16 protein-coding genes are annotated in these 14,121 nt (G+C 65.6%); 12 read left to right on the forward strand and 4 right to left on the reverse strand.

Annotated elements, in window-relative coordinates; translation table 11 throughout:
* Positions 1-174 precede the first annotated feature (174 nt).
* The 9 genes from mdcA (at position 175) to madM (ending at position 7,471) form a co-directional block, all read left to right on the forward strand.
* On the forward strand, positions 175-1,851 hold the full coding sequence (gene mdcA / locus ACM62G_RS14020; RefSeq protein WP_419737341.1) for a malonate decarboxylase subunit alpha: 1,677 nt from the start codon (positions 175-177) through the stop codon (positions 1,849-1,851).
* Positions 1,852-2,718 carry a triphosphoribosyl-dephospho-CoA synthase gene (locus ACM62G_RS14025; RefSeq protein WP_419737342.1) on the forward strand — a complete coding sequence of 289 codons (867 nt, stop codon included), beginning with the start codon at positions 1,852-1,854 and terminating at the stop codon, positions 2,716-2,718.
* Positions 2,718-3,017, forward strand: coding sequence for a malonate decarboxylase subunit delta (locus ACM62G_RS14030; protein ID WP_419737343.1), 300 nt, complete (start codon positions 2,718-2,720; stop codon positions 3,015-3,017). Before ACM62G_RS14025 ends, ACM62G_RS14030 begins: the two co-directional genes overlap by 1 nt.
* Complete coding sequence (locus tag ACM62G_RS14035; RefSeq protein WP_273825232.1) at positions 3,010-3,861, forward strand: biotin-independent malonate decarboxylase subunit beta; 852 nt, start codon at positions 3,010-3,012, stop codon at positions 3,859-3,861. The genes ACM62G_RS14030 and ACM62G_RS14035 overlap by 8 nt, the downstream gene beginning before the upstream one ends.
* On the forward strand, positions 3,858-4,661 hold the full coding sequence (mdcE, locus tag ACM62G_RS14040) for a biotin-independent malonate decarboxylase subunit gamma (protein ID WP_419737344.1): 804 nt from the start codon (positions 3,858-3,860) through the stop codon (positions 4,659-4,661). Before ACM62G_RS14035 ends, mdcE begins: the two co-directional genes overlap by 4 nt.
* Positions 4,662-4,667: 6 nt before the next feature.
* Positions 4,668-5,297 carry a malonate decarboxylase holo-ACP synthase gene (locus ACM62G_RS14045; protein ID WP_419737345.1) on the forward strand — a complete coding sequence of 210 codons (630 nt, stop codon included), beginning with the start codon at positions 4,668-4,670 and terminating at the stop codon, positions 5,295-5,297.
* Positions 5,294-6,223 carry a malonate decarboxylase subunit epsilon gene (gene mdcH / locus ACM62G_RS14050; protein WP_419737346.1) on the forward strand — a complete coding sequence of 310 codons (930 nt, stop codon included), beginning with the start codon at positions 5,294-5,296 and terminating at the stop codon, positions 6,221-6,223. Before ACM62G_RS14045 ends, mdcH begins: the two co-directional genes overlap by 4 nt.
* Positions 6,224-6,288: 65 nt before the next feature.
* On the forward strand, positions 6,289-6,705 hold the full coding sequence (madL, locus tag ACM62G_RS14055; protein ID WP_054061301.1) for a malonate transporter subunit MadL: 417 nt from the start codon (positions 6,289-6,291) through the stop codon (positions 6,703-6,705).
* A 1-nt stretch (position 6,706) separates the two neighbouring features.
* Entirely contained in the window at positions 6,707-7,471 is a 765-nt protein-coding gene (madM, locus tag ACM62G_RS14060) for a malonate transporter subunit MadM (protein ID WP_054061302.1), read from the forward strand.
* Position 7,472: 1 nt separating this feature from the next.
* On the opposite strand, the gene ACM62G_RS14065 is transcribed toward madM, so the two are convergent.
* Together ACM62G_RS14065 and ACM62G_RS14070 are read right to left on the reverse strand one after the other, a co-directional pair.
* Entirely contained in the window at positions 7,473-8,387 is a 915-nt protein-coding gene (locus ACM62G_RS14065; protein ID WP_054061303.1) for a LysR substrate-binding domain-containing protein, read from the reverse strand.
* Between the two features lie 77 nt (positions 8,388-8,464).
* Complete coding sequence (locus tag ACM62G_RS14070) at positions 8,465-9,529, reverse strand: TauD/TfdA family dioxygenase (protein WP_419737347.1); 1,065 nt, start codon at positions 9,527-9,529, stop codon at positions 8,465-8,467.
* Between the two features lie 201 nt (positions 9,530-9,730).
* On the opposite strand from ACM62G_RS14070, the gene trhA reads away from it, so the two are divergent.
* On the forward strand, positions 9,731-10,348 hold the full coding sequence (trhA, locus tag ACM62G_RS14075) for a PAQR family membrane homeostasis protein TrhA (protein ID WP_054061305.1): 618 nt from the start codon (positions 9,731-9,733) through the stop codon (positions 10,346-10,348).
* Between the two features lie 4 nt (positions 10,349-10,352).
* On the opposite strand, the gene ACM62G_RS14080 is transcribed toward trhA, so the two are convergent.
* Together ACM62G_RS14080 and ACM62G_RS14085 are read right to left on the reverse strand one after the other, a co-directional pair.
* Positions 10,353-11,072 carry a 16S rRNA (uracil(1498)-N(3))-methyltransferase gene (locus ACM62G_RS14080; RefSeq protein WP_054063526.1) on the reverse strand — a complete coding sequence of 240 codons (720 nt, stop codon included), beginning with the start codon at positions 11,070-11,072 and terminating at the stop codon, positions 10,353-10,355.
* A 73-nt stretch (positions 11,073-11,145) separates the two neighbouring features.
* A complete protein-coding gene (locus ACM62G_RS14085) occupies positions 11,146-12,552 on the reverse strand; it encodes an adenosylmethionine--8-amino-7-oxononanoate transaminase (protein WP_273825246.1) in 1,407 nt (468 codons plus the stop codon).
* 343 nt (positions 12,553-12,895) lie between these two features.
* Here ACM62G_RS14085 and ACM62G_RS14090 point away from each other — a divergent pair, with 343 nt between their 5' ends.
* Both ACM62G_RS14090 and ACM62G_RS14095 read left to right on the forward strand, forming a co-directional pair.
* Positions 12,896-13,447, forward strand: a complete 552-nt coding sequence (locus ACM62G_RS14090) for a cytochrome b (protein WP_419737348.1) — start codon at positions 12,896-12,898, stop codon at positions 13,445-13,447.
* Between the two features lie 31 nt (positions 13,448-13,478).
* Positions 13,479-14,057, forward strand: a complete 579-nt coding sequence (locus ACM62G_RS14095) for a YceI family protein (protein WP_054061309.1) — start codon at positions 13,479-13,481, stop codon at positions 14,055-14,057.
* Positions 14,058-14,121: the final 64 nt, after the last annotated feature.

The raw sequence follows: 14,121 nt of genomic DNA on the forward strand, positions 1-14,121 counted from the left end.
GAAAGCGTCGGATCTGCTACTCCAGTAACACTCGCCCATTCACCACGACGATACTGCCACCCACCCCCGCGTCAAATCATTAACCTTGGCGTAACAATCAGTCGCCGGGCTTGATTGATGTCCTGTCCGATCGCTCCTACTGTCTAGCCACGACAGCGAACCCCTGGAGTGAGCATGACAGCCCCCGATTCCCCCGACTCGCGCTGGACGCGGCGCCGCGCCGAGAAGCAGCGTCGTCTCGAACAGGTGCGGGCCCTCGCCGATGGCGTGGTGTTGCCGACCGAGCAGATCGTCGCCGCCCTGCAAGCCCTGATCATGCCCGGCGACCGGGTGGTGCTGGAGGGCAACAACCAGAAGCAGGCGGATTTTCTCTCGCGTTCCCTGGCCAAGGCCGATCCGGCCCGGCTTCACGACTTGCACATGATCATGCCCAGCGTCGGCCGTGCCGAGCACCTGGACCTGTTTGAGCGCGGTATCGCCCGCAAGCTGGATTTCTCCTTCGCCGGCACCCAGAGCCTGCGTATCAGCCAGTTGCTGGAGGACGGCCTGCTGGAAATCGGTGCGATCCACACCTACATCGAACTCTACGCGCGGCTGGTGGTGGACCTGATTCCCAACGTGGTGCTCAGCGCCGGCTTCATGGCCGACCGCGCCGGCAACATCTACACCGGCCCCAGCACCGAAGACACCCCGGCGCTGATCGAGCCGGCGGCGTTCAGCGACGGCATCGTGATCGTCCAGGTCAACCAGCTGGTCGACGATGTCAGCGAGTTGCCGCGGGTGGACATTCCCGCGTCCTGGGTCGATTTCGTGGTGGTGGCCGACCGGCCGTTCTATATCGAACCGCTGTTCACCCGCGATCCGCGGCATATCAAGCCGGTGCATGTGCTGATGGCGATGATGGCGATCCGCGGTATCTACGAAAAACACAACGTGCAGTCGCTCAACCACGGGATCGGCTTCAACACCGCCGCCATCGAACTGATCCTGCCGACCTACGGCGAGTCCCTGGGCCTGAAGGGCAAGATCTGCCGCAACTGGACGCTCAACCCGCACCCGACGCTGATTCCGGCGATCGAAAGCGGCTGGGTCGACAGCGTGCATTGCTTCGGTACCGAACTGGGCATGGAGAACTACATCGCCGCCCGGCCGGACGTGTTCTTCACCGGGCGCGACGGCTCGTTGCGCTCGAACCGGATGGTCTGCCAACTGGCCGGGCAGTACGCGGTGGATCTGTTCATCGGCGCGACCCTGCAGGTCGACGGCGACGGTCATTCCTCCACCGTCACCCGCGGGCGCCTGGCCGGTTTCGGCGGGGCACCGAACATGGGCCACGATCCGCGCGGTCGGCGGCATGGCACCCCGGCCTGGCTCGATATGCGCCTGGACCGCGGCGATGCGCCCCAGGCGCTGCTCGAACGCGGCAGGAAACTGGTGGTGCAGATGGTCGAGACCTTCCAGGAGGGCGGCAAGCCGACGTTCGTCGAAACCCTCGATGCCGTCGAGGTGGCGAGGAAAAGCGGCATGCCGCTGGCACCGATCATGATTTACGGCGACGACGTCACCCACCTGCTGACCGAGGAGGGGATCGCCTACCTGTACAAGGCCCGCTCCCTGGAGGAGCGCCAGGCGATGATCGCCGCCGTGGCGGGTGTCACTGCCATCGGCCTGCGGCACAAGCCGCAGGATACGGCACGGCTGCGGCGCGAAGGGCTGATCGCCTTGCCCGAGGACCTGGGCATCCGCCGCACCGACGCCAGCCGTGAACTGCTCGCGGCCAAAAGTGTGGCCGACCTGGTGGAGTGGTCCGGTGGCCTCTACAACCCGCCCGCACGCTTCAGGAGCTGGTAAATGCACGCCTTCAATCTGCAGCCCCAACCCCTGTCACTGGCCGAGCGCCTGGCGGATTTCGCCGTCGAAGCGCTGATCGACGAAGCCGACCTGTCGCCCAAGCCCGCCCTGGTGGACCGGCGTGGCAGCGGTGCACACAACGACCTGCACCTGGGCCTGATGCATGCCTCGGCGCTGGCGTTGTGGCCGATGTTCAAGGAGATGGCCGATGCCGCCATTGCCAACCATTCCCCGGCATTCAGCGGCCTGGTATTGCGTGAAGCCCTGGGTCGTATCGGCCGCGAGGGAGAACAGGCGATGCTCAGGACCACCGGCGGAGTGAATACCCACCGTGGCGCGATCTGGGCCCTGGGCCTGCTGGTGGCTGCGGCGGCACAGGAGTCCGGCAACGTTTCTGCCCAAGCGCTGACCCTGCGGGCCGCGCGCCTGGCACTGCTGGAAGACCGCCATGCACCCGGCGGCAACAGCCACGGCCAGCAGGTGGCCCGCCGTTACGGGGCCCGCGGTGCCCGGGAGCAGGCGCAACTCGGCTTCCCGGCCGTCACCCGGCTCGGCCTGCCTCAACTGCGGCGCAGTCGCCTGGCGGGTCACGGCGAACAGAATGCCCGGCTGGATGCGCTGCTGGCGATCATGACCGACCTGGCCGATACCTGCGTGCTCTACCGCGCCGGCCTGCCGGGCCTGCAGGCGATGCAGCAGGGCGCCCGCGCGGTGCTGGAGGCCGGCGGCAGCGCCAGCCTGGCCGGCCGGCGCTGCCTGCATGAATTGGATCAACAGCTTTTGGCGATGAACGCTTCACCCGGCGGCGCGGCGGACCTGCTCGCCGCCTGCCTGCTGATCGACCGTCTCGAACAGGAAGCCTTGTGATGGAAAAACTGTCCTTCGAATTCCCCGCCGGACAACCGCCCCGGGGCCGTGCCCTGGTGGGCTGTGTCGGTTCCGGCGACCTGGAAGTGCTGCTCGAACCCGGTCAACCCGGCACCCTGTCGATCCAGGTGACCACCTCGGTCAATGGCAGCTCGGCGCGTTGGCAGCATCTGTTCGAGCGCTTGTTCGACGGGCGTCTGCCGCCGGCGCTGGCGATCGATATCCACGATTTCGGCGCCACGCCCGGGGTGGTCCGGTTGCGTCTGGAACAAGGTTTCGAGGAGATCGGCCATGACTGACAGCGAGGCTCTGTTGCACAAGCACAGTTTTGTCGAACTCGGCGCCCGGCAGCGGGCCAGGGCTTTGCTCGACAGCGGCAGTTTCCGCGAACTGCTCGATCCCTTCGCCCGGGTCATGTCGCCCTGGCTCGAACGCCAGGGCGTGGTACCCCAGGCCGATGACGGGGTGGTGATCGCCAAGGGCAGCATCGACGGCCTGCCGGTGGTCATCGCCGCCATCGAGGGCGCTTTCCAGGGTGGCAGCCTCGGCGAGGTGGGCGGCGCGAAGATCGCCGGTGCCCTGGAACTGGCTGCCGAAGACAACCGCCAGGGCATCCCGACCCGCGCCGTGTTGCTGCTGGAAACCGGTGGCGTGCGCCTGCAGGAGGCCAACCTGGGCCTGGCGGCCATCGCCGATATCCACGCGGCGATTGTCGATCTGCGGCGCTATCAGCCGGTGATCGGTGTGGTGGCCGGCAGTGTCGGCTGTTTTGGCGGCATGTCCATCGCCGCCGCGCTGTGCAGTTACCTGGTGGTGACCCGCGAGGCCCGCCTGGGCCTGAATGGGCCGCAGGTGATCGAACAGGAGGCGGGGCTGGAGGAATACGATTCCCGTGACCGGCCCTTCATCTGGAGCCTGACCGGCGGCGAGCAGCGTTTCGCCAGTGGCCTGGTGGATCGTTATGCAAGCGATGACGTGGCCGCGGTCCGGCAGCAGGTCGCGCACTTGCTGGAGGCTGGCCTGCCCGAGACACAGCGCAGTCGGCAGGCGGGCTGGTACCTGCAGCGGCTGGCTGAGCTGGATGCCGCGCCACAGATCGACCCGGCCACGGTACGCCGGCTTTTCCAAGGAGATCGCCCATGAGCACCCGTTCCCTGCGCGGTTTGCACTGGTTCCAGAGCCTGGCTGGCGATGCCGTCGAGGCGACCGGCTTGCCGGCTTCGCTGAAGGTCGCCGATACCCGGCTGGGCGACCAGCCGGTACGCCTGCTGGCGGTGGTACCCGATGCGGACAACCGGTTTGTCCGCGCCCGTCATGGCGAAGTCGGCCTGTTGGAAGGCTGGAGTCTGGCGAGGGCGGTGGACGAGGTGATCGAGGCCGACAGCGCGAGTGGGCACAAGCGCGCGCTGATCGCCATTGTCGATGTGCCGAGCCAGGCCTACGGGCGTCGTGAGGAAGCCCTGGGGATCCATCTGGCCCTGGCCGCGGCCGCCGACAGTTACGCCCGTGCCCGCCTGGCGGGGCATGCGGTGATTGCCCTGCTGGTGGGCAAGGCGATGTCCGGGGCGTTCCTCGCCCACGGCTACCAGGCCAACCACCTGATCGCCCTGCGTGATCCGGGGGTGATGGTCCATGCCATGGGCAAGGCCTCGGCGGCGCGCGTGACCCTGCGCAGTGTCGAGGACCTGGAGGCCCTGGCCGCCAGCGTGCCACCCATGGCCTATGACATCGACAGTTATGCCAGCCTGGGGCTGCTGTGGAAGGTGCTCGACGTGCAGCGGATCGAGCAGCCCACGGCGCAGGATCTGGCCTGTGTGCAGGATTGCCTCGGCGCCGCGATCGTCGATGCGATGCAACGTGGCACCGATCTGGGCGGACGGCTGGGGGCGCCCAATCGGGCTGCGTCGAGCCGGGTCCGGCAACTGTTGCGTGAACAGTGGTGAGTCGCGATGTGTAGCGACGGCCACTATCTCCCTCACGACCTGCTCTGGGGGCTGACCCCGGCGCAGTTGCCGCCGGATGCGCCGGCCTGGGTGGCTGAGGCGCTGGGCCTGGGGCAGCCGGTGGTGGTGCGGCGCGCACTGGTCGCAGCGGATCAATTGCCGGTGGGCGTGCGCGGGTTGTCGCGCGAGCAGCGTTTCGCCACGCTGATGCCGCGGCGGCTGGTCGAACGTCGGGTGCGCCCGGAGGCGCTGGTCGACAGCCGACTGGCCAGGCGGGACTGGCTGGCCTTGCAGGCTTTGCGGCATGTACGCCCGGCGCTCGATGCCCGGGGCCTGGCCTGGGGCGTCAGCGGCAGCGCCGGTTTTGAACTGGCCACCGGCTTGCCGACCCTGCACCCGGAGAGCGACCTGGACCTGATCCTGCGTGCACCGCAGGCGTTGTCGCGAGCCCGGGCCGCCGAGCTGTTGCGGCAACTCGACAATCCGTTCTGCCGTGTCGACCTGCAGTTGCAGACCCCGCTGGGCGCGGTGGCGCTGGCGGAGTGGGCGGGCCCGGCGCAACGGGTGCTGCTCAAGAGCGACGCGGGTGCACGGTTGGTGGCCGATCCGTGGAGTGCCGGGGAGTTGGCGGCGTGAGCAGCCTGCTGGCGTTTCCCGGCCAGGGTGCGCAGCAGCCCGGCATGTTGCGGCGCCTGCCCGATGCGGCGGTGGTTCGCCAGTGCCTGGGTGAAGCCGCAGAGGTGCTTGGCGAGGATCTGGCGTTGCTGGACAGCGCGCAGGCGCTGGCCTCGACCCGCGCGGTCCAGCTCTGCCTGCTGATTGCCGGGGTGGCCGGGGCCCGGCTGTTGCTGGACAACAGTCCACCGCCGGCCTACGTGGCCGGCCTGTCGATCGGCGCCTATCCGGCGGCGGTGATGGCCGGGGTGCTGGATTTCAGCGATGCCCTGCGCCTGGTCAGCCTGCGCGGGCAACTCATGCAACAGGCTTATCCACAGGGCTATGGCATGACCGCATTGATCGGCCTGGAACGGGCGGCTGTGGATAAGTTGCTGGCCCAGGTCCATGGCCCGCGCACGCCGGTTTACCTGGCGAACATCAATGCCGACAACCAGTGCGTGATCGCTGGCAGCGATGAGGCCATGGCCGCGGTCGCTGCCGCGCTGAAGCAGGGCGGAGTGGCCCGGCGCCTGGCGGTCAGCGTGCCGTCCCACTGCCCGTTGCTGGAGGCGCCGGCGCAGAGCTTGGCGGCCGCATTCGCCAAGGTACCGATGCGGGCGCCGTGCCTGGGTTATCTCAGCGGCAGCAGTGCCCGGTTGCTGCGCACTGCCGAACAGATTCGCGATGACCTGGCCTTCAACATGTGCCGGCTCATCGATTGGCGCGGTACTGTGCAAAGCGCCTACGAGCGCGGCGTGCGGCTGCAGATCGAACTGCCACCGGGGGCGGTGTTGACCGGCCTGGCGCGGCGGGTATTCGAACAGGGCAGCGTGGTCGCCTTCGACGGTGCCCGGCTGGACAGTCTCAAGGCACTGCTGGAAGAGGAGGGATGCCGCCACCGATAGAGACCGGCTGTTGCTTCGAAGGACAAAAACAACAACTTCGACACTGCGATGCGAGGATAACAACAATGATTATTTACGGTGTGGCACTGCTGGCGGCCTGTACCTTGGCCGGTGTGGTTCTGGGAGACATGCTCGGCGTGTTGCTGGGGGTCAAGTCCAATGTCGGCGGGGTCGGGATCGCCATGATCCTGCTGATCTGCGCCCGCCTGTGGATGCACAGGCACGGCGGCATGAGCAAGGAGTGCGAGATGGGCGTCGGCTTCTGGGGCGCCCTGTATATCCCGGTGGTGGTCGCCATGGCCGCCAACCAGAACGTGGTCACCGCCTTGCATGGCGGTCCGGTGGCGTTGCTGGCGGCCGTCGGTTCGGTGCTGCTGTGCGGTTGCACCATCGCTCTGATCAGCCGGACCAACAAGGGCGAGCCGTTGCCGGCCGAGCCTGCGGCGGCGTTGCCGGATGCCCATGTCGCGGGAGGTCGCTGACATGTGGGCTATCGTCGAGAAAGCATTGGAGCACAATGGGCTGATCACCGCGTTCGCGCTGGTCGGAGTGGTGATGTGGCTGTCGGTGCTGCTCTCCAGGCACCTGACCCTGGGTCGCATCCACGGTTCGGCGATCGCCATCGTGATCGGCCTGGTCCTGGCCTGGATCGGTGGCACGTTGACCGGTGGGCAGAAGGGCCTGGCCGACATGGCGCTGTTCTCCGGCATCGGCCTGATGGGCGGCGCCATGTTGCGCGACTTCGCGATCGTCGCCACCGCCTTCGAGGTGCAGGCCACCGAGGCGAGGAAGGCCGGCCTGATCGGCGCGGTGTCGCTGTTGCTGGGCACCGTGCTGCCGTTCATGGTCGGCGCGAGCATGGCCTGGGCCTTCGGTTATCGCGATGCGGTGAGCATGACCACCATCGGTGCCGGGGCGGTGACCTATATCGTCGGGCCGGTGACCGGTGCGGCGATCGGTGCCAGTTCCGATGTGATCGCCCTGTCGATCGCCACGGGCCTGATCAAGGCGATCATCGTGATGGTCGGCACGCCAGTGGCGGCGCGCTGGATGGGCCTGGACAATCCGCGTTCGGCGATGGTGTTCGGCGGCCTGGCCGGGACGGTCAGTGGCGTGACGGCCGGGCTCGCGGCGACGGATCGGCGGCTGGTGCCCTATGGCGCGCTGACAGCGACCTTCCATACCGGGCTGGGCTGCCTGCTCGGGCCGTCGGTGCTGTTTTTCATCGTGCGAGGCCTGGTGGGCTGATTCAGGCGCGATGGTTGGCATACATCCGGCACTCCGCCAGGAGTGCCAGCAGGTTGGGGTCGCGCTCCTTGGCCTTGAGGAATACCACGCCGATATGCTGCTGCAGGTGGTAGCGCGGCTGCAGCGGAATCAGTTTCACCCGGTTTTCGTACACCGCGGCGATCCGCCCGGGCAGCAGCGCATAGCCGACGCCGGAGCTGACCATGCTCAGCAGGGTGAAGATATCGTTGACCTGCATCGCCACCTTGGGCTCGAAGCCCGCCTGTTCGAACACCCGATTGCCGTCGCGGTGGGTGGCGAAGCCCTGGGTCAGGGTGATGAAGGTCATGTCGCGCAGGTCCGCCAGGTCGACCTGGGCCTGTTGGGCGAAAGGCGAGTCGGCGGGCGTGGCGAGAAAGATATCGTCGGAGAACAGCGGCAGGTGTTCGCAGTCCGGATCTTGGGTGGTTTCGTCCAGCGACACCAGGATCGCGTCCACTTCCATGTTCCTGAGCTGGTACAGCAGGTCGATGTTCGAGCCGAGGATGAGGTCGATGTTCAGCTCGCTGCGACGGATCTTCAGGCCCATGATCAACTGCGGCACGGTCTTCACCGTCAGTGAGTAGAGCGAGCCGAGCTTGAAGCGTTCGGCGCAGAAGCCGGCGGCCTCACGGGTCAGGCGCACGCTTTCGACCACGTCCTGGATCAGTTTCTGCGCCCGCTCTTCCAGCACATAGGCGCTTTCCAGCGGTGTCAGGTTGCGCCCCTCGTGCTTGAACAGCGGGCAACGCAGGGCATTTTCCAGGGAATGGATGGCGCGGTGCACGCTGACGTTGCTGGTCTGCAGTTCGGCCGCCGCCCGGGCCAGGTTGCCGGTGCGCATGAAGGCCAGGAACACTTCGAGCTTTTTCAGGGTCAGTTCTTCATCGATCAACATGGGACGGACTCTTTTTCGAATGCTCCGATTGTGCCCAAGTCCCGGAGAGTTGGCTGAGGCTTTTTCAGTGGCCCCGTTCAACCGATCAGGCCGTTGCTGGTCGCCAGTCGCTGTTGGAAGGCCCGCAGCGTCTCATCGACCGGACAACCCTGATAGCCGCCGCGCAAGGCCTGGGCCCTGACGTTGCCATAGGCCGGCAGGAAGCTCTCGGGCAGTGGACGACTGCAGGCGGTGGCATGCCACTGGCGCAGCAGGTGGCGCTGGCGGCCGGGCTGCGCGCTGTCGGTAAAGCTGGTGCGGGCATGGCAGACCAGGTGGTTGTTGAGAAACTGCAGATCGCCGGGCAACAGCTCCAGTTCCAGGCACATGTCCGGCAGGCAGGCGGTGTCATGCACCGCGTTCAGTGCGGCGCGGGCGATGTTGCCCAGGCGCGGTGCCCCCGGCAGGCGCTCGCAGTCGAGGTTGCGCTGACGATAGAAGCGGCTGGCGAAGACGCCGTGTTCCAGGGCGAATACCGGGCAGAGAAAAAAGCGCCTGTCGCTGGCGCTGTCGCGTGTCGGGTCGTAGAACGCCAGGGGTTGATAGAGCGCCTGGCACAACGCCGGATTCTCGCGCATCAGCCGGTCGTGCACGGCCCGCAGGCTGGCCAGGCGGAACAGCCCGCCGCGGGCCGCCTGGCGCAGGCAGAGCAGGGTGGTCAGGTCGCAGGCATCGGTGTGGAACTCCATGGAGCGGCTGGTGATGTGGCTGCGATGGGTCGGGTGATGGGGTTGTTGGCGGTCACGGACATCAACCAGTAACTCGCCTGCGTGATTCTGTACCAGCGGCACGCCCAGGTGCAGGCCGATACCCCAGGCGAGCAGGCGTGCCTGCTCGGGCGTCTTGTCGGCCACGGGAAATCCGGTGATCAGGAACACCCCGAGGCCCCGTTCGGTTTCCAGGACGGCCCGCTGCAGCAATTCATGTACCGTGGGCAGCGGGAAGTCCCGCGGGGTCATGTTCAGCGGCGATCTGCCCCGGCGTCTTGCATACTCCAGGGCACAATCGACTTCGATGACCTGGGAGCGATCGAGGCGGTGTATCCAGGACAGCGAATGCTCGATCAGCTTTTCGCGGTTCCAGGCCTGGAGTGTTCGGGTCATGGCGGGCTCCCGTGGGGTGATGATTCGGGGCCTTCCATTTTCTGTATCGGCCGGCGATTTTTTTTTAATCTATGGAGCGAAATCCGGAAGCTTGTTTCCTCTTTGAAGGTAGGAAGCGGCTGTACAGGGCATCGGGCGACTGGGCCAGGCATGGCGTAGCGGGCCTGATGAAGTGTCCTGAGCAATGGAGGTGGGCGGTACATGTATCACGGGGAACGACTCAACGCCTGGACCCATCTGGTGGGGGCGATACTGGCGAGCATCGGCGCGATCTGGCTGCTGGTGATGGCAAGCCTGGATGGCAGCCCGTGGAAGATCGTCAGCGTGGCGATCTACGGGGTCACGCTGATGGCACTCTATAGCGTCTCGACCGTGTACCACAGCGTCCGCGGGCGGGCGAAGGTGATCATGCAGAAGGTCGATCACCTGTCGATCTACCTGCTGATCGCCGGCAGCTACACGCCGTTCTGCCTGGTCACTCTGCGCGGACCATGGGGCTGGACGTTGTTCGGCATCGTCTGGGGGCTGGCGGTGATCGGTATGTTGCAGGAGATCAAGCCGCGCTCGGAGGCGCGGATCCTGTCGATCGTGATCTATGCGGTGATGGGCTGGATCGTGCTGGTGGCGATCAAGCCGCTGCTGGCGGCCCTGGGCATGGCCGGGTTCATCTGGCTGGCCACGGGCGGGGCGCTATACACCCTGGGCATCATCTTCTTCGCCCTGGATCACCGGCTACGGCATTCCCACGGGATCTGGCACCTGTTCGTGATAGCCGGCAGCGCCCTGCATTTCGTGGCGATCTTCTGGTACGTGATCTGATGCGTCAGAAATCGCCCCACAGCTGCTGGGCCACCGCCAGGGCCACCACCGGTGCGGTCTCGGTGCGCAGCACCCGCGGACCGAGGCGTGCGGGCAGGTAGCCGGCCTTGGCCGCCTGCTCGACTTCGGCGTCGGACAAACCGCCTTCAGGGCCGATCAGAAAGGCCAGGCTGGCCGGCCTGGGATGGCTGGTCAGCGGTTCGGCCACCGGGTGCAGCACCAGTTTCAGTTCGGCCTGGGCCTGTTTCAGCCATTCACCCAGCGGCAGCGGCGGGTGGATCACCGGCAGGGTGGAGCGGCCGCACTGTTCACAGGCACTGATCGCGATCTGCCGCCAGTGGGCCAGGCGCTTGTCGGCGCGCTCGTCCTTGAGGCGGACTTCACAGCGCTCGCTGACGATCGGGGTGATTTCGCTGACGCCCAGCTCGGTGGCTTTCTGGATCGCCCAATCCATCCGTTCGCCCCGGGACAGGCCCTGGCCGAGGTGGATGTGCAGCGGCGAGTCCGGTTGGCCGGCGAAGCTTTCGGTCAGTTGCACACGCACGTGCTTCTTGCCGACTTCCAGCAGGGTACCGAGGAATTCGTGGCCGGAGCCGTCGAATACCTGCAGCGCGTCCCCTTCGGCCATGCGCAGTACGCGGCCGATGTAGTGGGCCTGGGCCTCAGGCAGTTCGTGTTCGCCGAGGCTCAGAGGGGCGTCGATAAAGAAGCGGGACAGTCTCATGGTGTATCTCTGGATATCGGAATGATGGGTTGCCGGGGCGCCGCACTGCCGCGCCCGCCCGGCTTCTGTGGATCTAGCCCGGATCACGGAAGTCCGGATGGAAGTTTTCCGGCACCGCCACGCTGATCGCGCTGCGGGTGGCAATGTCGATCCCCTCGCTGGCCACTTCGGCGAGAAAGTCGATCTGTTCCGGCGTGATCACGTAGGGTGGCAGGAAGTACACCACGTTGCCCAGCGGCCGCAGCAGGGCGCCGCGCTCCAGGGCATGCTGGAACACCTTGAGGCCACGGCGCTCCTGCCAAGGGTAGGCGGCCTTGCTGGCCTTGTCCTGGACCATCTCGATCGCCAGGGCCATGCCGGTCTGGCGCACTTCGGCAACGTGCGGGTGATCCGCCAGGTGCGCGGTGGAACTGGCCATCCGTTGGGCCAGGGTCCGGTTGTTCTCGATGACGTTGTCCTGCTCGAAGATATCCAGGGTCGCCAGCGCCGCCGCACAGGCCAGCGGGTTGCCGGTGTAGCTGTGGGAGTGGAGGAACGCGCGCAGGGTCGGATAGTCGTCGTAGAAGGCGCCGTAGACGTCCTCGGTGGTCAGGCACGCCGCCAGGGGCAGGTAGCCGCCGGTGAGCGCCTTGGACAGGCAGAGGAAGTCCGGACGGATACCGGCCTGTTCGCAGGCGAACATCGTGCCGGTGCGGCCGAAGCCCACGGCGATTTCATCGTGGATCAGGTGTACGCCGTAGCGGTCGCAGGCCTCGCGCAGCAGCTTGAGGTACACCGGATGGTACATGCGCATGCCGCCGGCACCCTGGATCAGCGGTTCGACGATCACCGCGGCGACGCTCTGGTGGTTCTCCGCCAGGGTCTGTTCCATGACCTGGAACAGGTTGCGCGAATGCTCTTCCCAGCTCATGCCCTGCGCGCGCATATAGCAGTCCGGGCTCGGCACCTTGATGGTGTCCAGCAGCAGGGCCTTGTAGGTCTCGGTGAACAGCGGCACGTCGCCCACCGACATCGCCGCCACGGTTTCGCCGTGGTAGCTGTTGGTCAGGGTGATGTAGCGTTTCTTCTGCGGCTGGCCGCGGTTGAGCCAGTAATGAAAGCTCATCTTCAGCGCGACTTCGATGCAGGACGAACCGTTATCGGCATAGAAGCAGCGGGTCAGGCCTTCGGGGGTCATCTTCACCAGGCGCTCGGACAGCTCGATCACCGGCTGGTGGCTGAAACCGGCGAGGATCACGTGCTCCAGTTGGTCGACCTGGTCCTTGATGCGCTGGTTGATGCGCGGGTTGCAGTGGCCGAACACGTTGACCCACCAGGAGCTGACGGCATCGAGGTAGCGCTTGCCGTCGAAATCCTCCAGCCACACGCCTTCGCCGCGCTTGATGGGGATCATCGGCAGTTGCTCGTGATCTTTCATCTGGGTGCAGGGATGCCACAGCACCGCGAGATCGCGTTGCATCCACTGGTTGTTCAGGCTCATTTCCACTCTCCCACGGGCACCTTGCGACAGGCGCGGGCCAACAATCGCGCAAGCCTATGCAATGCCGGGCGACGGGACAACCCGTGCCGGTCATTCAACGGCCTCGCCACCGGCGAAGTGTCCGGGCGACGAGGCCTGCAGCGGTTGCAACGATTATCCTCCGGCGCCTCGAATAAAGTCGCCCGCCGGGGTGTTCCGGATAGGCGGCGACCTTAATATTTTCTTAACCCGCTCGTTCCAGACTTATGATCGTATTTCTCGATATTTCAAAGCAAAATTTTTCGCTTTAATTCGATAGGTAAACCATTAGTCTTGGGCGCAGTACTTACAGGATCTCTCGGCCATGCAGCTAAGTAATTCATCTTCCCGCTACGGCGCAGTCAGCATGCTCCTGCATTGGGGCGTGGCTCTGGTGGTCTTCGGCCTTTTCGCGCTGGGCTTGTGGATGGTCGGTCTCGACTACTACAGCGAGTACCGCAAGGCCGCTCCGGACCTGCATAAAAGTATCGGCTTGACCCTGTTCGCGGTGATGGTCGTACGGCTGGCCTGGCGTTTCATCAGCCCGCCGCCGCCGGCACCGTCCAATCATGGCCGCCTGACCCGCCTGGGCGCCAAGTTCGGCCATGCGTTCCTCTATCTGGGCCTTTTCGCCCTGATGTTCTCCGGGTACCTGATTTCCACCGCAGAAGGTGTCGGGATTCCGGTGTTCAATCTGTTCGACGTGCCGGCCTGGATTTCCAGCATCCCCGACCAGGCGGATGTCGCTGGCACGGTGCACCTGTACCTGGCCTGGACCGTGGTGATCTTTGCCGTTCTCCATGGCCTGGCTGCGCTGAAACACCACTTTATCGATCGTGATGCGACGCTGACCCGCATGCTGGGTCGCAAAGCCTGATGTTCAACCTCGACTCAAAAGGAATAGAAGCATGTTGAAAAAGACTCTCGCCGCCCTGGCAATCGGTACCGCACTGTTCACTGCCGGTCAGGCGATGGCCGCTGACTACGTGATCGACAAGGAAGGCCAGCACGCCTTCATCGACTGGAAGATCAGCCACCTGGGCTACAGCTTCGTACACGGCACCTTCAAGGACTGGAACGGCAAGTTCAGCTTCGACGCCAAGGCGCCTGAAGCGAGCAAGATCGAGGTCGAGCTGAAGACCGCCAGCCTGTTCTCCAACCACGCCGAGCGTGACAAGCACATCGCCAGCAAGGACTTCCTGGACGTTGCCAAGTATCCGGAAGCGAAGTTCGTCTCCACCAGCGTCAAATCCACTGGCGAGAAAACCGCTGACGTGACCGGTGACCTGACCCTGCACGGCGTGACCAAGCCGGTGACCTTCAAGGCCACCTTCAACGGTGAAGGCAAGGACCCATGGGGCGGCTACCGTGCCGGCTTCAACGGTACCACCACCCTCAACCTGAACGATTTCGGCATCAAGGGCCCAGGCCCATCCTCCCAGACTCTGGACCTGGACATCTCGTTCGAAGGCGTAAAGGCCAAGTAATACTTTTCCTGTAGGAGCAGCGCTTGTTCGCGAAGGGGCCCGATGGGCATGGCTTGGCGGGCAA

The sequence above is a fragment of the Pseudomonas sp. COR18 genome (assembly GCF_048568395.1).
In the GTDB taxonomy this organism is placed as follows: domain Bacteria; phylum Pseudomonadota; class Gammaproteobacteria; order Pseudomonadales; family Pseudomonadaceae; genus Aquipseudomonas; species Aquipseudomonas fuscovaginae_B.

Excerpts from the sequence above, each read along its gene's own strand:
- mdcA (WP_419737341.1), top strand. The coding sequence starts at position 175 with ATGACAGCCCCCGATTCCCCCGACTCGCGCTGGACGCGGCGCCGCGCC.
- ACM62G_RS14025 (WP_419737342.1), top strand. The coding sequence starts at position 1,852 with ATGCACGCCTTCAATCTGCAGCCCCAACCCCTGTCACTGGCCGAGCGC.
- ACM62G_RS14030 (WP_419737343.1), top strand. The coding sequence starts at position 2,718 with ATGGAAAAACTGTCCTTCGAATTCCCCGCCGGACAACCGCCCCGGGGC.
- ACM62G_RS14035 (WP_273825232.1), top strand. The coding sequence starts at position 3,010 with ATGACTGACAGCGAGGCTCTGTTGCACAAGCACAGTTTTGTCGAACTC.
- mdcE (WP_419737344.1), top strand. The coding sequence starts at position 3,858 with ATGAGCACCCGTTCCCTGCGCGGTTTGCACTGGTTCCAGAGCCTGGCT.
- ACM62G_RS14045 (WP_419737345.1), top strand. The coding sequence starts at position 4,668 with ATGTGTAGCGACGGCCACTATCTCCCTCACGACCTGCTCTGGGGGCTG.
- madL (WP_054061301.1), top strand. The coding sequence starts at position 6,289 with ATGATTATTTACGGTGTGGCACTGCTGGCGGCCTGTACCTTGGCCGGT.
- madM (WP_054061302.1), top strand. The coding sequence starts at position 6,707 with ATGTGGGCTATCGTCGAGAAAGCATTGGAGCACAATGGGCTGATCACC.
- ACM62G_RS14065 (WP_054061303.1), bottom strand. The coding sequence starts at position 8,387 with ATGTTGATCGATGAAGAACTGACCCTGAAAAAGCTCGAAGTGTTCCTG.
- ACM62G_RS14070 (WP_419737347.1), bottom strand. The coding sequence starts at position 9,529 with ATGACCCGAACACTCCAGGCCTGGAACCGCGAAAAGCTGATCGAGCAT.
- trhA (WP_054061305.1), top strand. The coding sequence starts at position 9,731 with ATGTATCACGGGGAACGACTCAACGCCTGGACCCATCTGGTGGGGGCG.
- ACM62G_RS14080 (WP_054063526.1), bottom strand. The coding sequence starts at position 11,072 with ATGAGACTGTCCCGCTTCTTTATCGACGCCCCTCTGAGCCTCGGCGAA.
- ACM62G_RS14085 (WP_273825246.1), bottom strand. The coding sequence starts at position 12,552 with ATGAGCCTGAACAACCAGTGGATGCAACGCGATCTCGCGGTGCTGTGG.
- ACM62G_RS14090 (WP_419737348.1), top strand. The coding sequence starts at position 12,896 with ATGCAGCTAAGTAATTCATCTTCCCGCTACGGCGCAGTCAGCATGCTC.
- ACM62G_RS14095 (WP_054061309.1), top strand. The coding sequence starts at position 13,479 with ATGTTGAAAAAGACTCTCGCCGCCCTGGCAATCGGTACCGCACTGTTC.